Raw genomic sequence first — 19,805 nt, 5'->3', positions numbered from 1 at the left:
GCCAAGCGGAGTGCGCAGCAATCGATTTACTTCATTTCTTTCAAAACGGGTGTCGAGGGCCTTTTCGCTAGTCCTGCCGCTCGCGCTTGCCGTGGCTGCTGCCGGCTGCAGCTCGGTCCCGCTCAAGGAGGGCGGGACGCTGACGTCCTACTCTCATCTCGGGCCGGCCAAGGGCAAACTCTCGAAATCGCGCGTCTATGTCGATGGTCTCAGCCTCGCTCCGATAAAGACGGTCGCGATCGAACCGACGAGCTTCGCCTTCAGCGCCGCGACTCGCATCAAGTCGCCTGAAGACCGGGCGATGGTCTCCAATGCGCTCGACCGGGCACTCTGCATTTCCCTCAGCGACCGGTATCAGATGGTGGAGTCAGGCGAGCCCGCGGATCTGACGATCCGCTCCGTCGTCACCGACATCGTGCCAACCAACAAGACAATGGCAGGTGTTTCCACCGTCGTAACCGTCGGCACCGGCTTGGCGCTGCCGGTCGGCGTGCCGCGCCTGCCGGTCGGGCTCGGCGGGCTGGCTGTGGAGGCCGAGGCGGTCGACAAGTCGGGCGCGCAGCGCGCGGCGATGGTCTGGGCGCGGGGCGCGAATTCGCTTCAGAACAACCCGCGCGTTTCCGAGGTGGGCGATGCCTACGCCCTTGCCGGGAAATTCAGCAGCGAATTTTCCCGTATGCTGATTGCAGGCAGGGAGCCGAAGGGATTGGCCCTCCGGCTTCCCTCCCGCCAGCGGATGAAATCCTGGCTCGGGGGAAAACCGAAATACGTCGCCTGCGACGCCTTCGGCCGCGAACCTGGGCTGGTAGGGATGGTGGCCGCCAAATATGGCGCGCCGCCGCAATGGACCGAGAAGAAGCCGAAGCCGGCGACTGCCTTTTGATCGAGTGCTCAGCCCACCCCGAGCTGGGCCGATCGGACGGACGGAGAGGCGACAGCCTTGCTCCGTCCGTCTTTAGCGCTCGGATGTTTTTTCAGGCGGCGGCCCGGGATGTAGCCAGAAATAGAGTTTCCTCCGCTCCGGCCTGTCGGAGGGGTGCGGACCGCGCATGAAGAATTGCCCGCCGTTGCGCTCGATCACGCGCCTAGAAGCGTCATTGTCCTCGTCGCAGAGAACGACGAGGCGGGTGAGACCCTGCTTTGCCGCCATATCGAGCAGGAGGCCGAGCGCTGCGGTGGCGCGGCCGCTGCGCCTGCTTCCACGGCACGACCGAATATCCGACATGGCCCGAGACTTCGGGCGGCAGCTGCTCTGTGCCCTGAAGAAAGCGGAGGTTGATGCTGCCGCAGAATTCACCATCCCAGATCCAGAAGAGAAGAACCGTCCGCGGCGACGGGGACACGGTGCGCTGGCTGTCGCCCGGACTAAGATCGTCGAGAAATTTCAATTTGTCCTGGCGCAGCCGCTGGAGTTCTCCGCCGATATAGGCCTGGTCGCCGGCACGGCGCGGGTCGGGAGACCAACCGGCCGCAAGCGCTGCTTCGAAGCCCGACAGGTTTTCCAAATCCGGCGCAAGCAGGGCCACGCAGCCGGAGGGCGTTGCGGTGTCTCCTGATGTCATAGGTCCCCTTGCAAATGCAGCCGCTCGGATGGTTCGATCCTCGCTAGACAAGCACGACTGAGAGCCGCTGGGAAGCGCTTACGCGACAGCAAAAAGCCCCGCATCTTCATGCGAGGCTGGCCGTGCGTTCGGCGATTCGGATTACCGGCACTGACGGCGCGGGCCGTAGTTCGGCTGATAGGTATTGTCCCAGGCGCGGTACGACCGATAGCGGGCGTAGCAATACTCGGCGTGCGAGCTGTATCCGCGCGAGCTGTAGGCGGCGCGAGGCTGCGAGGCGATGATGCCGCCGATGATGGCGCCGGCCGCCAAGCCGCCGATAATGGCGCCGGTATTGTCGTGGTGACGCCGCCATCTGCGATCGTAGCGGCGGTCCCAGCCATAGCGGTCGTCCCGATAGTAGTCGCGATCGCGGTAGTAGTGGCGATCGCGGTAGTAGTGGCGCCTCGGGTACCACCTCCGACCATTATCGAACTGGCCGGGGCAGTTCGTGAAGTTGTTGCAGCCGACCGCGATGATCCGAGCATCGCTGCCGTCAGGCGGCGGCTGCACCGCCTGTTGTACCGGACTGGGCACGAAGGCCGGGCCTGCCGTAGCCGGCGCCCCGGAGAATGCCGTCGCCATCGATAGGGCAATGATGGCGAATCTGTTCATGTCACTCACCTTGAGTCACGGAAGTATGGAGGGATAACGCGGACCGAGAAAATAAGTTTCTCTTGCGGTCAGGACCCGACTATGTGCGCATTCGCTAACGCAATGGACTGCGCGGCCGAATCATTGCGATCGGATCGGCGGTTCTCCTGCGCTACACCTCTCTGAAAGCGCGCAAGGGACGCTATCGACGACCGGAATCTGGAGGAAGTTCAAATTGCAAGTAGATCTTAAACTGGTTCTTATGGAGCTGCTGCTTCAATGCCTGACATGTAACGCGTCACCTTAATGTCAGAAAGACGACCATGCAGCTCTCCAGAATCATCGGCCTTCTCTGTCTATCCACCAGTCTTGCGCTTGCGCCCCTCAACATCGTCTTTACCGATACATCGCCCGCCTTCGCAAAAGGTGGTGGCGGTGGCGGCAACGGCGGTGGCGGTGGTGGTCACGGGGGTGGCGGTGGTGATCACGGCGGTGGCGGGGGCGGCAACGGCGGTGGCAGTGGCGGCGGCAACGGCGGCGGCAGCCATAGCAGCGGCGGCGGAAAGGGAAGCTCCAGCTCAGGCGGGAAGACGGAGATCGGCCATGGCTCGAACAAGTCCAGCGGCAAGACAGGCCAGGCGAATACGACCAAGCAGAGCGTGACCACGAAAGGCGGCGCCAAGAAGACGACCTCCGTCAAGGCGCCCGCGGAAAAGTCGGCCAAGAAACCCGCAGCACAGCTTGCCGGTCTCAATTCCTTGAAACGCAATTTCCATGCCCTCATGAACACGGCGGATCCGCGTATGGCTGCAATTGCGGCGTACGCTACCGCTTACGCTCAATATGAGCTGGCCAACGGGGTTGCCCCGCCGGCGGACGATCCTGTTCTCGGCGACGCCGCTCTGACGGCAGCACTGGCTTCGGCGACCAAGAAGGGCACGCTCACCCCCGAAGGTTTGGCCTGGGCCAAGGACACGCTCGGTATCGGCACGGCTGTCGGCACGATCGACCAGATGAGAGACGCGTTGGCGGCTGCGGCGCCGGTCGCGGAAGAACCGGTGGGGGAGACCCCGACGACGGAGACTCCGGCAACCGAGACTCCGGCTGGCGAAACCGCCGAGGGCAGCGAGACGACAGATCCTAGCGCGACCGCGGAAACGCCGGAAGCCGAGACGGGCAGCACGGAAGAAGTATCGGGAACGACCGAGTCGGCGCCGGCTGTCGATTCAACAGAAACCTCGGCCACAGCAACGAGTACCGAGGCGACCGGCCTCTAAATCACCCGAAAATGGCTAGCGTATCGGCTCGAAATCGGAATAGATTTTCGAGCCGATACATAGTTAGATTCAGAGCGTTAGCGCACCCTTTGTGCGTCTGAAACGAGGATCACGGGCAGAGGTGTCGCGGGGAAACTGACACGCGCCGTCAGACCCGCTTCCCGCCGGCAAGCAGTCGAAGCTGGTCTTCATCATGCACACCCTGCCGATAAAGCTCGATGATCAGGGCTCCGAGACGATCGGCTTCCCCGCCTGCTCTATCAATATTAAGCCCGCTACACAGTGCTTCATGTACACGCCTGCAAATATCGAGATCTGCGGAGGCGAGTGGTTCGTCACGCGTGCTGAAAAGCTTGTCTGACATCGCAATCAGCCCTTTTGGGATGCCGTGAATCGCTATTGTGCAAAAAAAGATAATTTCGCAGCCTTTGCTTCGCAAGATGGGCGAACGTCCGAAAGCAGAACAATATGGGAGCCGCGGCAAGACGCGGCGCCGGGGTGGAGCTGAAATCAATCGGCGCCTCGGCCGGACTGAATAGGCGGGCAGAAGATCTCTATTTGGCCGCGGGATCCTTACCGCCCTGCTGCGACAGGCGCAGCTCTTTCAGGCGTTTGGTCTTTTCCCGGCGAGCCCGCTGCTCCGCCTCGATGGTTTCCTTTGCGGCTCGCTCGGTATTTTCGAAACGATCCTGCCGGTAAGCCTTTGATGAGGGTTCACGTTCTCTTGTCATGGCCGCTAAACGCAAATCGACGAAAACGGTTTCATGATAAAACCGTTTTGCCAAAAAGCGGCGTGGCCGCCGGGCGCCTCGTTAGCGCCTGGCGGCACGTCGGATCAGCCTTTGATGAAGGCGAGGATGTCGGGATTTATGATATCGGCATGGGTCGTGCACATGCCGTGCGGGAATTTCTCGTAGACCTTCAGCGTCGCATTCTGCAGAAGCTTCGACGAAAGCAGCGCGGAGTCGGCGATCGGCACGATCTGGTCGTCGTCGCCATGCATGACGAGGGTCGGCACGGTGATGATCTTCAGGTCTTCGGTGAAGTCGGTTTCCGAGAAGGCCTTGATACCGTCGTAATGCGCCTTGGCGCCGCCGATCATGCCCTGGCGCCACCAATTGTTGATGACTGGTTCCGATACTTTCGCACCCGGCCGGTTGAAGCTGTAGAAGGGGCCGGCCGGCAGGTCATGATAGAATTGGGCGCGGTTGGCGGCGAGCTGCCTGCGCAGGTCGTCGAAGACTTCGATCGGCAGGCCGCCAGGATTGGCATCGGTTTTCACCATAATCGGCGGTACGGCGCCTATTATGACGAGCTTGGCGACCCGGCCCTGCGGCTGGCCGTGGCGGGCGACATAATGGGTCGCTTCGCCGCCGCCGGTGGAATGGCCGACATGGACGGTATTCCGGAGATCGAGATGCTCGACGACGGCTGCTGCATCGGCAGCGTAATGATCCATGTCGTGGCCGTCGGCCACCTGGGTGGAGCGGCCGTGGCCACGCCGATCATGGGCGACGACGCGGTAACCCTTGTCGAGGAAGAACAGCATCTGGGCGTCCCAGTCGTCAGAGCACAGCGGCCAGCCGTGATGGAACATGATCGGCTGGGCAGTCTTCGGCCCCCAATCCTTATAGAAAATTTCGACGCCGTCCTTCGTTGTGACTGTGCTCATCTCATGGCTCCTGGTGGGTTGGATCGACTAAACAGGCTGCTGCAGGCGGGATTGGCAGCGCCACGAGCGCCGTGACGCCAATAGGAGAGTCACGCCTGGGGATGGAATCGACAATATGATGTGCTTATTGAATGCATCGTTCTACTCTATTGATATGACAGAAGTTTGCATAGTCAGTTGCCAGGACGCGCAGTGCCCTGTTAACCGGTGACGGCGACGCAATAGGGCGGTCCTTGCCCGACTGCTTCGCGCTGCGACATTCCTTGATCACGGTCGCTCGGCAGCGCCGTGAAGGCGGCCGAGCTAACGGGCAATGTCCACAATGAGCCACTTTATTCCCGTTCGTGCAATCTATACGTTCGGGTAGGTGTATTTTGCCCTCGATTATATTGTTCGGATGCAGCGCGCTGGCGCTCACTTGAACGGGGATCGACGCCCAACCATCTAATTCCTCACAACAACGTCATGGCGACGATCGCATCCGCGATTGCTTTGCCGGCGGCGGGACGGCCGTCTGCCGCCTGAGGATCAGATCATGGGTTACATGGATAAGGATATAGCGCCCCAGAAAGACTGGGCGCTGGTCGATGCCTATTCGCAATCGCTTGCAGCAGCAGTCGACACGGTCGGACCGGCTGTCAGCCGGATCGAGCGGTTTGGAGGCCGGCAGGGGCACGGGTCGGGATTCGCTGTCTCGCCTGACGGCCTGATCATCACCAACAGCCACGTCGTCGACGACGCCAAGGTCGTTCGCATCACCACGCCCGATGGCTTCGTCACCGAAGGTCGGGTGCTCGGCCGGGATATCGATACCGATATCGCTCTTATTCGCGCCAATGCTAGCACCGGCGCCTGGGCGAGGCTCGGGGATTCCCAGCGCCTGCGCAGGGGCCATATCGCCATCGCCATCGGAAATCCGCTCGGCTTCGAATGGACCGTCACCGCCGGTATCGTGTCGGCGCTGGGCCGGTCGATGCGGGCGGCCAGCGGCCGGCTGATGGAGGATGTCATCCAGACCGATGCCGCGCTCAATCCGGGTAATTCCGGCGGGCCGCTGGTGTCTTCCGGCGGCGAGGTTATCGGCGTCAACACCGCCGTCATCCAGGGCGCACAGAGCATCGCCTTTGCCGTTGCATCGAACACCGCCAATTTCGTGGTGTCGGAGATTCTTCGCTATGGTCAGGTCAGGCGCGCCTTCATCGGCATAGCAGGCGACACGATCGTGCTACCGCGACGGGTCGCACTTGCGGCGGGTACGGTTCAAACGACATCCGTTCGCGTCCGCAGGGTCGAACCGGAGGGGCCGGCGGCAAAGGGCGGGCTGCAGGAGGGCGATTACATCCTCGCCATCGACGGCAGCCCGGTCGGCGGCGTCGATGATATCGTCAGACTGATGGATGGCACCCGGATCGGCAGGGAGACGGAGATCCTGGTGTTCTCGGTGGCCGGCCAGATCGAGAAGAAGATATTGCTGCCGATGCCGCGGTCATGATGACTGTTGCCACTGACAGCCGCGACTTACCGAATGAGCGCGCGACCGCGACCGGCTCGTTGAGAAGGCCCGCTCCAGGCGCCGGCCATCCCTTGCCGGTGGAAACACAGACAACGTTCCGTTACGTCAGGCGCTGACCGCCGCCGGCTCCGTCCCGGAGAAATCCACTGCCGCGAAGGCTGCCGCCAGCACCTCCGGTCCGGCACCGTTTTTTACCGCGTCGCTGGAGAGGATTTGACGGTAGCGCCGAGCGCCGGGCAGGCCAGTGAAGAGGCCGACCATGTGGCGGGCCACATGCTGCAGCCGGCCGCCGCCGGCGATGTGGCGTTCGGCATAGACCATCATCCGATCTCGCAGTGCTTCCCAGTCCGGTTCAGCCGCCGGCGCGCCAAAGAAGCGGTGGTCGACATCGGCAAGCACCGCCGCATTCTGGTAGGCTGCCCGGCCGAGCATGACGCCGTCGACATGAGCGAGGTGGCTCGCGGCCTCGTCGAGCGTGCGGATTCCGCCGTTGATGCCGATGAAGACATCGGGCCAGCGCTGTTTCATCCGGTAGACGATCTCGTAGTCGAGCGGCGGGATCTCGCGATTCTCCTTCGGGCTCAAGCCCTTCAGCCAGGCCTTGCGGGCATGGATCCAGATCGCATCGGCGCCGGCATCGAGAACGCGGGTGATGAGTTCCGGCAACGCCTCTTCCGGCTCCTGCTCGTCGACGCCGATCCGGCATTTCACCGTCACGGGCGCGGTCGCGACCGCCTTCATCGCCGCGACGCATTCGGCCACCGTCTCCGGTGTCAGCATCAGGCAGGCGCCGAAGGTGCCCGATTGCACACGGTCGGAGGGGCAGCCGACATTGAGATTGATCTCGTCATAGCGATAGGGTTCGGCGATTTTCACCGCCTCGGCAAGTTTGGCCGGATCCGACCCGCCAAGCTGCAGCGCCAGCGGATGTTCTGTGGCGTCATGGCCGAGCAACCGCTCGCGCGGGCCGTGGATGATCGCGTCGGCCACGACCATCTCGGTATAGAGCAGCGCTTCCCGGCTGATCTGGCGGTGGAAATAGCGGCAATGCCGATCCGTCCAGTCGATCATCGGGGCCACGGCAAAAATCGGCCTCTTCTGCGTCATCGACTCCATTGTTCCTTTCCGATGGCGCTCGAAACAGGCGCCGCACCGCCGCACGGGTCGGGATCATCTATGAAACGCGCATATAGCACTTGCCGCTGCGATCGACAAACTGAGCAGGCGCAAACGAAAACGGCGCCCCTTACGGAGCGCCGTTCCTGCCGCAAAAGCGGAAGTCTAATCAGGCAGCCGAGATGTTGACGGCCTTCGGGCCCTTGCCCATGCGGTCCGGCTCGGTGTCGAAGGTAACCTGCTGGCCTTCGCGCAGCGACTGGATGCCAGAAGCCTGCAGCGCGGAGATATGGACGAAAACGTCCTTTGCGCCGCCGTCCGGCGTGATGAAACCAAAACCCTTGTCCTGGTTGAAGAATTTTACGGTGCCTTTGGTGGCCATTGGGATCGTCCTTTTCCCTTAGTCTGTCTAGTATCCGCGCCCCCGAGAGGAAGCGGACGGCTTTAGCTTTCGCCCCGAATCGATGGGACGAAGGGTCAGTCGGAGAAGTCACGTACGGGGAAAGAACGTCTACGCAGGCGGGTATTCCCGCGCCTCCTTCCGTAACAGAAGGGATTACCACATCAGTCCAGTCACCGGCATGCTAATGCCCGAGTAGGTGGATTGGTGCCATCATTTCGGTCAAAATGCAAGCGACATTATTGTGGCATGGCCGATATCGTGACAGGAAACGACGAAGATTCAAATACTTGATGAAAAATTAGCATAGCCTTGCACGGCTGTTCCATTTCGGGATCGGCGTGCCGAAACGGAACGAGATGGCGCGCAACAACCCAGCATTGCTCTTTGCCCGCGCTTGGTGCATTCGCTCTCCTTTGCTCACGTGCCGGCACGCTCCTGCTGACGAGCAAAAGAGGGGCAGTGCGCCTGGGGCTGCCGCCGGCTACTGCGCATCCCCCAACAGCGTGGTCAGGCTCCAGGGAGAATCGCCTTTCTGATTGGCGATGTCATCGACCTTCCAGCCGCCATGTTCACGCACCAGGGTGTAAAAGAGCGTCACCTCTTTTCCGTTTTCGAACTGCACTTCCACCTCGGCCTTGTCGTCCAGCAGGATCGGCTGGCCGATGCGGACGTTGCTCGCTTCGCCGTCCTGGCCTGCAATAACCGGGTCGAAATCGACCGCGCCGACATCGCCCTCCGGCGTGTTGTCGAGATCGGCCTGGAGAAGCTTGTTCAGATGGTCGGAAAAGAAGGTCGAATAAGGCGAGGGCGCCTCGGCGTCGCTTCTGTCGGTATCGTAGCTGTAAAGCGCCTTGAGCAGCGCTTTTGGCGTCTTGTAGGTCTCCGCCAAGGCGGGCAAGGCCGCAAAGGCCGAGACAGCGAGGGCGAGGATGAATATGGGCAGACGCATGCGGCTCTCCTCGGGTGGGTGGAGAATCATAGCGGAAACGGGCGCCGACGTGGAGCGGCATTTTCGGAGGGTGTCCGCATGGCCCGCCCGTCTTGCCGTTTTCGGGGTGTGAAATTATTCTTCCCGGCGTGCTTCAGCCGTTCAGTAAGACCGGCAATCGGCCTGCCGCCCCGAATACCAAACGGGAGGGGCATGCCGGCAAGCGCACAACTGACGCATTGTTGACCGGACTTCGTTCCGGAACATAATAAGAACATCTGATGTTCTGTCGGCAGCGAGGGCCCATGTGCGGACGTATTTTCGTCAAGACATCGCTTGAAGAACTGATCAGCAATTTTCCCTTTGCCGTGAAGGGCGGAGATATCGATGGGCTTGGAAATCGCTTCCCTCGCTGGAATGGAGCGCCGTCGCAAGATTATCCTGTAATCATCCGGGATATTGTGCGCGAACCGGATACCTCAGGCCCGATGTTCGTGGTGGCGCGATGGGGTCTGATGCCCTCCTGGGTCAAGTCCGGCGGCCGGCCGCCGCCGGTCAACATCCGCTGCGAAGGGATCAGCTCCAACGGTATGTCCCGCGCCGCCTACCGCTCGCGCCGCTGCCTGGTGCCGATCAACGGCTTCTTCGAGTGGAAGGACATTCACGGCACCGGCAAGAACAAGCAGCCCTATGCCATCGCCATGAGGGACGGCTCCGCCTTTGCGCTCGCTGGCATCTGGGAGACCTGGAAGGACGAAAAGGGCGTATCCGTCCGCAACTTCGCCATCGTCACCTGCGCGCCGAACGAGATGATGGCGGCGATTCACGATCGCATGCCTGTGATCCTGCATCGCGAGGATTATGAGCGGTGGCTGTCTCCCGAGCCGGACCCGAACGATCTGATGAAACCTTTCCCGGCGGAACTGATGGTGATGTGGAAAATCGGCCGGGATGTCGGCTCGCCGAAGAACGACAGGCCCGAGATCATCGAAGAGGTCGAGGACGATCCCGAGCCGACGCTGATCTAGCGCAGTTCCGGCAAAAGCCGTGGCGGCCTTGCCCCAGAATTGCGCTGATGTCACCGGCTCGGGCGGGAGCCATTTGCGAAACCATGCGGCAAACACATCCTCACGAGGAGAGGACCGCGCATGCAAGACGATATCGGAACGCTTCTGCGGTCGTTCCTCAACAATGCCCTTCGCAAACAGTCTCAGCGCCGCATTCGGGATTTCGGCGGCTATCAAATCGGCAAGCGCCGCAACCTGCATGTTATCGAACCGATCGCGCGGGATACGGCGGAATTTCTCTGCGCCTATCTCTGCATCAGCCTGCGCGGCGAACCGGCGAGCAAAGAAGGCGTCGCCTCCGCCATCGCCGCGGCGTTGAAGAATGTCTCCGACGAGCTTGCCTTCAAGCTGACCCGGCATAGTGACGAGGCGTGGACGACCCTCTGTCATTCTATTGCGGAGTTTCTGGAAGGCTGCCTGCAGATCGACCATAGGCCCAATGACGGCTCCCTGACCGCGCAATCGGACTATAATGGCTGGAAGAGCTGGGAGTTGATCAGCAGCGGCGAGAAGCCGAAGGGCAAATGGCGCCACGCCTGGAAGGAAAAGCCCGGCGACGATTTCATCGGCTTTTATGGCGATGCCTGCATGGGACGGATCTTCAAGATCGACCTGATGGATTCACGTGAGCGCTGGTATTGGCTGTCGCGGCCGATGGAAGCCCCCGGCGCGGCTGGCCGGCGGCGGGGTATGAAGCGAGCGCGAGGAGTGCGGCCTGTCGGGTGGAGCGGATTTATTTTGCGCTGGCGAAGGGCGAGGCGAGCATGGGGTTTGGGTGAGAGGAGGCTAGGCCAGCTTGATGAGGCCGGCTTCGGTCGGGCGGAAGCCGCAGGTACGATAGAAGGAGGTCAGGTGCGGCTCGAAGTCGACATGCAGCCATTCGGCGCCGCGCTCGCGGGCAATCCGCGTGGCCTCCCTGACCAGCCGCGTGGCGATGCCCCGCCGGCGCATGTCGGGGTGAACGCAGGTGTCGAGAAGGAAGGCATGAATGCCGCCGTCCCAGGCGACGTTGACGAAGCCGACGAGCCTGTTGTCCTGGTAGGCGCCGATATGGGCGAGGCTGCGGGGCAGGATGGGGGAGAAGTCAGGCGCAGTAGGGGTGTTCCAGGCGGCGGACCAGAGGGTGTTGAGTTCGGTGGGTGAGGGGAAGGGGTCGATGCGGAGTTCGGGCATGGGTTGCGGCTCCTTCCTTCATGCTCGCGGTGTGTTGGCTGGCACGATAGGTCTTAGCGAGCGTGCTGACATAGCCTAAACCTGCCCCCATATTTTCCGCAGCGGCGTTCCAAGGCATTCAGCCATCTTCCGATCCTGCTCCTCGGTGGTATCGCCGATGCCTGGATTGTGGGCATCGAGAGAAAAGCGGCCGAACGCGGCGGGCCAGATATACCGCAAGTCGTTCAACGATACGGTGGCGCCGCAGCAAGGGGCCACTGTGTTTAGGTCTTTAAACCCATTTGCGGACGCCGCCTCCATCGCCTCTCCCCACCATTCCTCGGCATCCGCGCCACAGACACTGCACTCCACTCCAGACCAGTTTTCGCCGGGATCGTAGAACCTGATCTCATCCTCGAAGCTGAATTGTACCTCGTCCGCCCCGGGGACGAGTGTTTCCAGCAAGGAGAGCCCCTTGTGGCTGGGACGTAGCGTAGGATGGTGTCGGACATCGATGGTGTCTTTGTGAATCGCCTAAGGTGTTGAGGATGAAGGCATGAATGCCGATGCGAAGTCGATGAGCTCATTGTCGTGGTACGCGCCGATGTGGGCGAGGCTGTAGGATAGGATGGGGTGAAGTCGCGGCCGCAGGCTACCCACAGGTGGTAGGGGCGTCCGCGCCGCATCGTTTACGGACGCTCAGCCGTCACCGCCCCGGCCTCCCAGTCTTTCCCTTCGTCCGCCCCTTGCGCTTCTGCTCGCCCGGCTCCTCATAGCTCCCGGGGCCGACGCGCCCTCGCACGACCGGCCGCACGTCATCGCGTTCCGGCTGGCCTTCGAGCAGCGGTGAAAACCGTTTCGAGCCCTTCGCGGCGTCCGGCTTCTCCGGCACGCGGCCGATCACCGGTTTTTCGGTGCGACCGACCGTCATCTCGTCGAGGTCGTTCTTCCGGAAGAGGCTCTTGCCGGCGGGGGTGGTGGGGTCGCGGCCCATTTCGTCGAGGTGGGGTTTGCGGAAGAGGGGCGTGGTCGTGTCGGTGCCCGGGCCCATGTCGTCGAGCGAGGGTTTGGAGAAGTAGGAGGGTGTGGCCCCCTCATCCGCCCTACGGGCACCTTCTCCCCGCTGGGGAGAAGGGGAGGAGCCGCGCCCTTTTGCTTCCATGGACTTGGCTTCCTCTCTTGCCATCGGATCGTCCATCGCCGCAAGTTCCACCGCCTTAAGGCGTTTGATTTCGTCGCGCAGGCGGGCGGCTTTTTCGAAGTCGAGGTCGGCGGCGGCGTCGCGCATGCTTTTTTCGAGCGCGTTGAGATGGGCCTGCAGGTTGTTGCCGACGAGGTTGCCGCCGTCGGCGAAGCCTTTGCCGGAGACGCCCGAGATGTCGGCGCGGACGTGGTCGCGCTCGTAGACGGAGTCGAGGATGTCGGAGATCTTGGCCTTGACGGATTCCGGCGTGATGCCGTTTTCGAGGTTATAGGCCATCTGCTTTTCGCGGCGGCGCGCGGTCTCGTCCATGGCGCGCTGCATGGAGCCGGTCACCTGGTCGGCATAGAGGATGACCTTGCCGTCGACGTTGCGGGCGGCGCGGCCGATCGTCTGAATCAGCGAGGTTTCGGAACGCAGGAAGCCTTCCTTGTCGGCGTCGAGAATGGCGACGAAGCCGCATTCGGGGATGTCGAGGCCCTCGCGCAGCAGGTTGATGCCGACGAGTACGTCGAAGGCGCCGAGGCGCAGGTCGCGGATGATCTCGATGCGCTCCAGCGTGTCGATGTCGGAGTGCATGTAGCGCACCCGCACGCCCTGCTCATGCAGATATTCCGTCAGGTCCTCGGCCATGCGCTTGGTCAGCACGGTGCACAGCGTGCGGTAGCCCTTGGCGGCGGTCTCGCGGATTTCGCCGAGCACGTCGTCGACCTGGGTGCGGGCCGAGCGCACCTCGACCGGCGGGTCGATCAGGCCGGTCGGGCGGATCACCTGTTCGGCGAAGACGCCGCCCGACTGTTCCATTTCCCAGGCGCCTGGTGTGGCCGAGACGGCGATCGTGTCGGGGCGCATCGCGTCCCATTCCTCGAAACGCAGCGGCCGGTTGTCCATGCAGGAGGGCAGGCGGAAGCCATATTCGGCCAGCGTCGCCTTGCGGCGGAAGTCGCCGCGATACATGCCGCCGATCTGCGGCACGGTGACATGGCTTTCGTCGATGAAGACGATGGCGTTGTCGGGGATGTATTCGAAGAGCGTTGGCGGCGGGTCGCCGGGGTCGCGGCCGGTCAGATAGCGCGAATAGTTCTCGATGCCCTGGCAGGAGCCGGTCGCTTCCAGCATCTCGATATCGTAGCGGGTGCGCTGCTCCAGGCGCTGGGCCTCGAGCAGGCGGCCGGCCTTCTCCAGTTCGGCGAGGCGCAGCCGCAGCTCCTCCTTGATCGCCTTGATGGCGCCGTTCAGCGTCGGGCGCGGCGTGACATAGTGCGAATTGGCGTAGATCTTCACCGATTTCAGATCGCCGGTCTTCTGGCCGGTCAGTGGGTCGAACTCGGTGATGGCGTCGATCTCGTCGCCGAACATGCTTATGCGCCAGGCCGCGTCTTCCAAGTGGGCGGGGAAGATCTCAATCGTGTCACCGCGCACGCGAAAACTGCCGCGGGTGAAATCGATGTCGCGGCGCTTGTATTGCTGGGCAACGAGGTCGGCCAGCAGCTGGCGCTGGTCCAGACGGTCGCCGACATTCATCTGGAAGGTCATGGCCGTATAGGTCTCGACCGAGCCAATACCATAGATACAGGAGACTGAGGCGACGATGATGCAGTCGTCGCGTTCGAGCAGCGAGCGCGTCGCCGAGTGGCGCATGCGGTCGATCTGCTCGTTGATCGAGCTTTCCTTCTCGATATAGGTATCGGAGCGCGGCACATAGGCTTCCGGCTGGTAATAATCGTAGTAGGAAACGAAATATTCCACCGCATTGTCGGGGAAGAAGTTCTTGAACTCGGAATAGAGCTGGGCGGCCAGGGTCTTGTTCGGCGCCAGGATGACGGCCGGGCGCTGTGTTTCCTCGATCACCTTGGCCATGGTGAAGGTCTTGCCGGAGCCGGTGACGCCGAGCAGCACCTGGCTGCGCTCGCCGCTCTGCAGACCTTCGACGAGATCGCGGATCGCCGTCGGCTGGTCGCCGGCCGGCTTGTACTCCGAGTCCATGCGGATGGTGATGCCGCCTTCGGATTTGTCCGGGCGGGCAGGGCGATGCGGCGTCCAGATCTTGCCGTTCTTGTGCAGCGGATTGCCGCTTTCGATCAGCTTCGACAGCGCCTCTACCGTGGCCGTGACGCCGCCGGGCGAGATGCTGCCGGCATCCTCGAGCGAAATGTCGAGACCGGCGACGGGATTGAGGCCAGCGGCAGCGCGCGTCTTCGGATCGGAGGAACCGCCGATCGAGACGCCGCGCGCGGTCTTGCTCACCGTCGCCTTCTTGTTGACGCTGACGGCTTCCGAATGCTTGCGTGCTTCGTTCTCCACCCTCTTGCGGTGCTTGCCCGCTTTCGAGGCAATCTCGCGCTGGCTTTCGACGCCTGATGCTTCTGCTTCGGCCTCCAGCTGCTTCACCCAATCGGCGACGGAGCCGGAGAGGGGGGCTCCCTCGAAGGACGATTGCGGGGCTTCCTCGAAGCCATTCGAGGTCGGAGATTTTTTCGGAGATCTGGCCATGGCGCGAATATGGAGAGAGTCAGCGGGAAAGGGAAGAGGGAGAGAGTACAAAAGGGAAACGAATGAATCTTTCGGATTGGCTCAACAATTGCCCGGCTTGTGGCTGACGGTCGGGGCATCGCCTCGCCCTTCGAGGCTCCTGCCGGGCAACCACGTCCATTCCTCATTCCTGTGGCTGTCACAGGAATCCAGCCACGGCGCGTCTGCGCCGTGATTACTCTTATGGTGCAGCGAAGTCGTCCGCGCCGATGGACTTGGGCGCGCTAGATTTCTGTGACGAGCCAGGGATGAGGGAGTTTGGAGAAACGTCCTCGCCTATGTTCCCTGCCTCTCGTTAGCCGCGGCATCCTGCAACCTCCCCCATCCTGAGGCACGGAGCCCCCATGGCGGAGCCTCGAAGGATAGGCTCCAGACTGCTCCTTGCCAACTTCGAGGCCCCTGGCGGGGCGCCTCAGTGTGAGGCTCTCTTGGGCGGGGCACCACCGTCGCCATCCTCTCGCCTGCACTGGAACCGGGATCCGCCTTCGGCAGTTAGTCTCATGTCATTTCAGCTTCAGGTGCGACTGCCATTAGCGACCATTCCGCCTTCTGGAAAAAACCGATCTCGATCGATCTTGATACCGGCGAACGGCTGGTTCTCCGCTCACCGCAGGATGCGCTTTACGCACTCGTCTCCGACTGGCCCGTCAATGGCGGCGTCCATCAGCAGAGGGCGATCGATTTCTGCCGCGCCTGGCTTGCCGGCCGCATGCCGGCGGAAACGGTGCGGCAGGCTTTTATTCTTGCGGCGTTGGAGGCTGGCGTGGCGATCAATGATGATGGGGATTGAGGCTGCTGCGCCCACGTTAAATTTCCGAAGTAGGAAGATTTCTTCAAGGGGCAATTTCACGCAAAACGTGATAAACAGCAGCGCCTGTTTCTAAACTTTTGCGTGAACGTATTTAACGCTCTTACTTTTCCGAGGCACTATTTGAGCGATATGTTGATTGATCTTTCCCTGCCTTGGGCCCTGGGGCCGATGCCTTTGGCTGCAACCGCGGCTGCTACTTACGGTATCTTTCGATACTCGTTCCGGCGCGATGGATTGAAAGCTGAAGCACTTGTTTCCGCGTTAGGTCTGCTTGCGTTTATCGCTGCCTTCACCGTCCATCTCTGGCGGCCAGCAGTAGACCACGTTAAAGTGTTGTTGGTGGCTCAGATCGTTTGTGCGGGGGCACTGATTTTCTTCGGCTGGCTGTCGTGGTCCGTTCAGAAGCAAGTTCGAAAAACCGCTGCGGTAACAGCAGGCAAGCGAGAAATTATCAGGGGGGTATTAGCAGGTCTAGCATTCCCTGTTATTCTAGATGTGCTGTTCTACCTTTGGCCTGTCACATCGGGCTATTGTGGTGAACTTTACGGGGCATACAGCAGGGCAAAGTGCCTGGGCCAGGAGGACCTCTTCGGGCTTCATGATCTTCCCATAGAGATTTATTTCGGTGTTCTTTTGGGGGCATTCGGGCTGAGTGCCAGCATTTGCGGCGTATTTGTGCTCTGCAGGACTATCTTCGAAACAAGGCCCGATCCGGTAACGCCGACGGCAGAGGATCGCGCAGGTGATTGAAAGCGAATGGGCGCCGCCTTTCACGTCAGCGGGTGAGTCGGTTCGCCTAGCCACTGATCAGTTTTCGAATTGAGAAGACGGCAATCGCCGTCGCTTAGCGCTTGACCAGAACGCGCGCCTGCACCGGCTGCTCGATGCCCTTCAGAGCCAGCATCCGCGCTTCTGCGCCCGCCACGAGGTCGGTAGCCTTCGCGGCCGTTTCCGCCGAGATCAGGATCTCGCCGGCTGCGGCCTGGGATTCGAGCCTTGCGGCCTGGTTAACGACGCCGCCGATGGCGGTGAAATCGCTGCGGAAGCTCGAGAATTCGCCGATCTGGACCTCGCCGGAATGGATGCCGACTCCGACGCCCAAGGTGCGGCCGGACAGGGCGTCGAGCGCCAGCCCGCTCAGCGCCGCAGCGCAGTTGCCCTGGATCTCCTGGGCGGCCCTGATCGCCGCGCCGGCGTGATCCTTGCGGATGATCGGGAAATTGAAGATCGCCATCAGGCCGTCCCCCATCTGCTTGTTGACGATGCCGTCGTGCGCCCAGATCGCCTGGGCGCAGCGATCCTGGAACAGGCTGACGATTTCGCTCAAGCGCACCGCCTCGATACGCTCGGAAAGATCGGTAAAGCCCCTGATATCGGCGAACAGGATGGTGGCATCGACGGTGATCTGGCGCTGCTTCTTCACATATTGGAACGAGCGTTCGCAGATCGTGCAGATATCCGGATTCATCTTGCTGCGGGTGATGCCGAAGGCGCGGAAGGGAAGCGCGAGCGGGCCGCCGATCGGGATCGGCATATGCATTTGATCCCAGCAGCCGCGGCAGATCCTGGCGCTGCCGTGCCTTGTCTGCTCCGTGAAGGTGGATTCTGTCGTCATGTCACGCGATCCAATGGCCGTGGTGAAGCTTCCGTCAACATGTGGCTTTTGGCAACTGTTGTCTTGGTTGAGGAGGTTTCGTCGGCCGCGGGCGGAGCCGGTGCGTTGGTCTACGGACCAACTGCGTTGGCCTGCGGACCAACTGCGTTGGCCGCGGGATGACAGACACACTTGTTACTCCCACTGTTCGATGCCCGATGCGAAACTATCTCCGACCAATCGCGATGCACCGGCTTTCGGACAGGAGGCGCGGGAACTCGCCCCAAAGAGGAGATTGAAGCGATGACTGCAACAGCCGGGAATGGAAAGGGCGGACAGACCATGCAGAGGCCGCCCGTGGTGCCGCAGGAGGCCTGGGAGGCGGCTCACAGGCAGCTTCTCGTGAAGGAAAAGGCGCATACCCGTGCCCGCGACGCGCTTGCCGCCGAGCGGCGGCGCATGCCGTGGATGGCCGTCGAAAAGCAATATGCTTTCGAAGCGCCGCAGGGCAGGATGAGCCTGCTCGACCTGTTCGAAGGCCGGCACCAGCTCATCGTCTACCGCGCCTTTTACGAGCCCGGCGTCTTTGGCTGGCCCGAGCATGCCTGCCGCGGCTGCTCGATGGTCGCCGATCAGGTCGCCCATGTCGCCCATCTCAACGCCCGCGACACGACGCTGGTCTTCGCCTCGCGCGCGCCGCAAGCCAACATAGCACGGCTGAAGGAACGGATGGGCTGGACGATGCCGTGGGTGACGATTACCGACGACTTCGACAAGGATTTCGGCGTCGATGAGTGGCACGGCACCAACGTCTTCTACCGCGACGGTGAGCGCATCTTCCGCACCTATTTCGTCAACAACCGTGGTGACGAGCAAATGGGCGGCACCTGGAATTATCTCGACATCACGCCGCTCGGACGCCAGGAAGTCTGGGAGGATTCGCCTGCGGGTTATCCGCAGACCCCGACCTACAAATGGTGGAACTGGCACGACAGTTACGCTGCCGACGCCGAGCCCGACAAGAAATGGGTCGAGGTCTCCGACGCCGGCGAGGCGGCGTTCCGGGAGGAAAGCGCCAAGGGGAAATCCTGAGCCCCGCCGAGTGGGCAGGGCTGGAGAGTTGGCGCGATGATGGAGAGAGGTCGCGCGGTCTGAATTACCCCAGTTGCCTTGCCGGCCACTGACCAAGCATAGTGGCCGGCAAGGCGGAGGGGTCGAAGATGAGATTGCATGCGCTTGTTTTGATGATGCTTCTCGCGCCTGCGGCGGCGCATGCCGAACGGCGCTGCGGCTGGCTGGACAATCCCTCAACGGCGAATTGGACGCTCAACGATGCCGGCGGCGGCTGGATCATCATGGAGAATGGCAGCGGCTACAAGGCCGAAGGAATGGACAAGATCCCCGACCTTACGACCGGCGAATATGTCTACACCAATGCCACGCACGGCTATGCCTGCGCCTGCATGGACGTCGAGATGGACGGCGAGGAAGGGATCAGCCGCATTCATTCCGTGCGGCAATTGCCGCTTTCCCGATGCCGGAATGATGCCGCCATCCGCTGGTTCCTCGATAAGGACTAATGATGGGGTGGGGCGATCCCTTTGGCGTTGAGCGCCGCATCTGAGAACAGAAATCAAAAAACGCGTGTCCGCTATCGTGCCGGGACGGGTACGGGTGGAACTTTGTCGTGCGCGCTGTGTTTGAGGTCGGCTCACAGGAGAAGACGATGCCGTCCTTCACGCAACCGCACTCGGCCCCGCGCAATTTCCAGTTCCCTGGTCAACAGCGGCAGGGCGACCCGACAATGGGAACGATCAATGCCGAGCTTGCCGACAAAGGCTTTCTCGTTACCAGCACCGACGAACTCATCACCTGGGCGCGCACCGGCTCGCTGATGTGGATGACGTTCGGTCTTGCCTGCTGCGCCATCGAGATGATGCAGATGTCCATGCCGCGCTACGATATCGAGCGCTTCGGCGTCGCCCCGCGCGCAAGCCCAAGGCAGTCGGACCTAATGATCGTGGCGGGTACGCTGTGCAACAAGATGGCGCCTGCGCTGCGCAAGGTTTATGACCAGATGCCGGAACCGCGCTACGTCATCTCCATGGGCTCCTGCGCCAATGGCGGAGGCTATTACCATTATTCCTATTCCGTCGTGCGCGGCTGCGACCGGGTGGTGCCGGTCGACATCTATGTTCCCGGCTGCCCGCCGACGGCCGAAGCGTTGCTCTACGGCATCCTGCTCCTGCAGCGGAAGATTCGGCGCAATGGCAGCATCGAGCGCTAGCTCGCGATGGCCTTACGGAATTGCTTACCATTTTCCGCACGCCCATCCTTTGCTGCG

The 19,805-nt window shown here is 61.9% G+C and carries 20 protein-coding genes and 1 pseudogene; 9 read left to right on the top strand and 12 right to left on the bottom strand.

From position 1 onward, the window contains the following. Positions 1 to 10 precede the first annotated feature (10 nt). Positions 11 to 883 carry a DUF3313 domain-containing protein gene (locus tag RHE_RS13170; RefSeq protein ID WP_011425827.1) on the top strand — a complete coding sequence of 291 codons (873 nt, stop codon included), beginning with the start codon at positions 11 to 13 and terminating at the stop codon, positions 881 to 883. Between the two features lie 72 nt (positions 884 to 955). On the opposite strand, the pseudogene RHE_RS13165 reads toward RHE_RS13170, so the two are convergent. After that, positions 956 to 1,562, bottom strand: a pseudogene (locus tag RHE_RS13165) (GNAT family N-acetyltransferase). A 141-nt stretch (positions 1,563 to 1,703) separates the two neighbouring features. Continuing rightward, entirely contained in the window at positions 1,704 to 2,216 is a 513-nt protein-coding gene (locus tag RHE_RS13160; RefSeq protein ID WP_011425825.1) for a BA14K family protein, read from the bottom strand. Between the two features lie 302 nt (positions 2,217 to 2,518). On the opposite strand from RHE_RS13160, the gene RHE_RS33610 reads away from it, so the two are divergent. Next, on the top strand, positions 2,519 to 3,472 hold the full coding sequence (locus RHE_RS33610; RefSeq protein WP_011425824.1) for a hypothetical protein: 954 nt from the start codon (positions 2,519 to 2,521) through the stop codon (positions 3,470 to 3,472). A gap of 148 nt (positions 3,473 to 3,620) precedes the next feature. On the opposite strand, the gene RHE_RS31665 is transcribed toward RHE_RS33610, so the two are convergent. From RHE_RS31665 to RHE_RS13150, 3 genes are all read right to left on the bottom strand, one after another. Then, entirely contained in the window at positions 3,621 to 3,836 is a 216-nt protein-coding gene (locus RHE_RS31665; RefSeq protein ID WP_020921603.1) for a hypothetical protein, read from the bottom strand. A gap of 190 nt (positions 3,837 to 4,026) precedes the next feature. Next, complete coding sequence (locus tag RHE_RS31660; protein ID WP_020921602.1) at positions 4,027 to 4,257, bottom strand: hypothetical protein; 231 nt, start codon at positions 4,255 to 4,257, stop codon at positions 4,027 to 4,029. 50 nt (positions 4,258 to 4,307) lie between these two features. Next, positions 4,308 to 5,144, bottom strand: a complete 837-nt coding sequence (locus tag RHE_RS13150; RefSeq protein WP_011425823.1) for an alpha/beta fold hydrolase — start codon at positions 5,142 to 5,144, stop codon at positions 4,308 to 4,310. Between the two features lie 535 nt (positions 5,145 to 5,679). Between RHE_RS13150 and RHE_RS13145 the strand changes: the two genes are divergently transcribed. Next, positions 5,680 to 6,636 carry a S1C family serine protease gene (locus RHE_RS13145; protein ID WP_011425822.1) on the top strand — a complete coding sequence of 319 codons (957 nt, stop codon included), beginning with the start codon at positions 5,680 to 5,682 and terminating at the stop codon, positions 6,634 to 6,636. A gap of 126 nt (positions 6,637 to 6,762) precedes the next feature. Here the strand turns inward: RHE_RS13145 and dusA are convergent, their stop codons facing one another. From dusA to RHE_RS13130, 3 genes are all read right to left on the bottom strand, one after another. Continuing rightward, positions 6,763 to 7,764 carry a tRNA dihydrouridine(20/20a) synthase DusA gene (gene dusA, locus RHE_RS13140; protein WP_042119258.1) on the bottom strand — a complete coding sequence of 334 codons (1,002 nt, stop codon included), beginning with the start codon at positions 7,762 to 7,764 and terminating at the stop codon, positions 6,763 to 6,765. A gap of 178 nt (positions 7,765 to 7,942) precedes the next feature. Then, positions 7,943 to 8,155 (bottom strand): cold-shock protein, encoded by a 213-nt coding sequence (locus RHE_RS13135; RefSeq protein ID WP_011425820.1) that lies wholly within the window; start codon positions 8,153 to 8,155, stop codon positions 7,943 to 7,945. 502 nt (positions 8,156 to 8,657) lie between these two features. After that, positions 8,658 to 9,125 (bottom strand): DUF3828 domain-containing protein, encoded by a 468-nt coding sequence (locus tag RHE_RS13130; protein ID WP_042118658.1) that lies wholly within the window; start codon positions 9,123 to 9,125, stop codon positions 8,658 to 8,660. 284 nt (positions 9,126 to 9,409) lie between these two features. On the opposite strand from RHE_RS13130, the gene RHE_RS13125 reads away from it, so the two are divergent. Beyond that, the gene (locus RHE_RS13125) at positions 9,410 to 10,132 is read left to right on the top strand and encodes an SOS response-associated peptidase (protein ID WP_011425818.1); all 723 of its coding nucleotides are present in this window, start codon (positions 9,410 to 9,412) and stop codon (positions 10,130 to 10,132) included. Between the two features lie 825 nt (positions 10,133 to 10,957). On the opposite strand, the gene RHE_RS13115 is transcribed toward RHE_RS13125, so the two are convergent. The 3 genes from RHE_RS13115 to uvrB form a co-directional block, all read right to left on the bottom strand. Then, positions 10,958 to 11,344, bottom strand: a complete 387-nt coding sequence (locus tag RHE_RS13115; protein WP_011425817.1) for a GNAT family N-acetyltransferase — start codon at positions 11,342 to 11,344, stop codon at positions 10,958 to 10,960. A 75-nt stretch (positions 11,345 to 11,419) separates the two neighbouring features. Continuing rightward, a complete protein-coding gene (locus tag RHE_RS13110) occupies positions 11,420 to 11,788 on the bottom strand; it encodes a hypothetical protein (RefSeq protein ID WP_011425816.1) in 369 nt (122 codons plus the stop codon). A gap of 241 nt (positions 11,789 to 12,029) precedes the next feature. Continuing rightward, the gene (gene uvrB / locus RHE_RS13105; protein ID WP_042118655.1) at positions 12,030 to 15,017 is read right to left on the bottom strand and encodes an excinuclease ABC subunit UvrB; all 2,988 of its coding nucleotides are present in this window, start codon (positions 15,015 to 15,017) and stop codon (positions 12,030 to 12,032) included. Between the two features lie 544 nt (positions 15,018 to 15,561). Here uvrB and RHE_RS31655 point away from each other — a divergent pair. Then, positions 15,562 to 15,846 (top strand): DUF982 domain-containing protein, encoded by a 285-nt coding sequence (locus RHE_RS31655; RefSeq protein ID WP_338049856.1) that lies wholly within the window; start codon positions 15,562 to 15,564, stop codon positions 15,844 to 15,846. Between the two features lie 150 nt (positions 15,847 to 15,996). Beyond that, complete coding sequence (locus RHE_RS13095) at positions 15,997 to 16,617, top strand: hypothetical protein (protein WP_244425789.1); 621 nt, start codon at positions 15,997 to 15,999, stop codon at positions 16,615 to 16,617. Between the two features lie 94 nt (positions 16,618 to 16,711). On the opposite strand, the gene RHE_RS13090 is transcribed toward RHE_RS13095, so the two are convergent. Beyond that, positions 16,712 to 17,482 (bottom strand): adenylate/guanylate cyclase domain-containing protein, encoded by a 771-nt coding sequence (locus tag RHE_RS13090; RefSeq protein WP_020921593.1) that lies wholly within the window; start codon positions 17,480 to 17,482, stop codon positions 16,712 to 16,714. Positions 17,483 to 17,764: 282 nt separating this feature from the next. Between RHE_RS13090 and RHE_RS13085 the strand changes: the two genes are divergently transcribed. The 3 genes from RHE_RS13085 to RHE_RS13075 all read left to right on the top strand — a co-directional run bounded on the left by RHE_RS13085 (position 17,765) and on the right by RHE_RS13075 (position 19,748). Further along, positions 17,765 to 18,553 (top strand): DUF899 domain-containing protein, encoded by a 789-nt coding sequence (locus RHE_RS13085; RefSeq protein WP_011425811.1) that lies wholly within the window; start codon positions 17,765 to 17,767, stop codon positions 18,551 to 18,553. Positions 18,554 to 18,681: 128 nt separating this feature from the next. Next, positions 18,682 to 19,041, top strand: a complete 360-nt coding sequence (locus RHE_RS13080) for a DUF4087 domain-containing protein (RefSeq protein ID WP_011425810.1) — start codon at positions 18,682 to 18,684, stop codon at positions 19,039 to 19,041. A 146-nt stretch (positions 19,042 to 19,187) separates the two neighbouring features. Next, positions 19,188 to 19,748: a NuoB/complex I 20 kDa subunit family protein gene (locus RHE_RS13075; RefSeq protein ID WP_011425809.1), complete on the top strand. Its 561-nt coding sequence runs from the start codon at positions 19,188 to 19,190 to the stop codon at positions 19,746 to 19,748. Positions 19,749 to 19,805: the final 57 nt, after the last annotated feature.

Origin of the sequence: Rhizobium etli CFN 42 (genome assembly GCF_000092045.1) — a bacterium.
GTDB lineage: Bacteria > Pseudomonadota > Alphaproteobacteria > Rhizobiales > Rhizobiaceae > Rhizobium > Rhizobium etli.
Note: the sequence above shows the minus strand (reverse complement) of the source record. Positions and strands in the feature narration are given on the sequence as shown.

Bases quoted from the DNA above. Each gene is read 5' to 3' on its own strand.
- dusA (WP_042119258.1), bottom strand. From the start codon at position 7,764: ATGACGCAGAAGAGGCCGATTTTTGCCGTGGCCCCGATGATCGACTGG.
- RHE_RS13075 (WP_011425809.1), top strand. From the start codon at position 19,188: ATGCCGTCCTTCACGCAACCGCACTCGGCCCCGCGCAATTTCCAGTTC.
- RHE_RS13090 (WP_020921593.1), bottom strand. From the start codon at position 17,482: ATGACGACAGAATCCACCTTCACGGAGCAGACAAGGCACGGCAGCGCC.
- RHE_RS13145 (WP_011425822.1), top strand. From the start codon at position 5,680: ATGGGTTACATGGATAAGGATATAGCGCCCCAGAAAGACTGGGCGCTG.
- RHE_RS13095 (WP_244425789.1), top strand. From the start codon at position 15,997: ATGTTGATTGATCTTTCCCTGCCTTGGGCCCTGGGGCCGATGCCTTTG.
- RHE_RS13130 (WP_042118658.1), bottom strand. From the start codon at position 9,125: ATGCGTCTGCCCATATTCATCCTCGCCCTCGCTGTCTCGGCCTTTGCG.
- RHE_RS33610 (WP_011425824.1), top strand. From the start codon at position 2,519: ATGCAGCTCTCCAGAATCATCGGCCTTCTCTGTCTATCCACCAGTCTT.
- RHE_RS13080 (WP_011425810.1), top strand. From the start codon at position 18,682: ATGAGATTGCATGCGCTTGTTTTGATGATGCTTCTCGCGCCTGCGGCG.
- RHE_RS13125 (WP_011425818.1), top strand. From the start codon at position 9,410: ATGTGCGGACGTATTTTCGTCAAGACATCGCTTGAAGAACTGATCAGC.
- RHE_RS13150 (WP_011425823.1), bottom strand. From the start codon at position 5,144: ATGAGCACAGTCACAACGAAGGACGGCGTCGAAATTTTCTATAAGGAT.
- RHE_RS13135 (WP_011425820.1), bottom strand. From the start codon at position 8,155: ATGGCCACCAAAGGCACCGTAAAATTCTTCAACCAGGACAAGGGTTTT.
- RHE_RS31665 (WP_020921603.1), bottom strand. From the start codon at position 3,836: ATGTCAGACAAGCTTTTCAGCACGCGTGACGAACCACTCGCCTCCGCA.
- RHE_RS13160 (WP_011425825.1), bottom strand. From the start codon at position 2,216: ATGAACAGATTCGCCATCATTGCCCTATCGATGGCGACGGCATTCTCC.
- RHE_RS13085 (WP_011425811.1), top strand. From the start codon at position 17,765: ATGACTGCAACAGCCGGGAATGGAAAGGGCGGACAGACCATGCAGAGG.
- uvrB (WP_042118655.1), bottom strand. From the start codon at position 15,017: ATGGCCAGATCTCCGAAAAAATCTCCGACCTCGAATGGCTTCGAGGAA.
- RHE_RS13115 (WP_011425817.1), bottom strand. From the start codon at position 11,344: ATGCCCGAACTCCGCATCGACCCCTTCCCCTCACCCACCGAACTCAAC.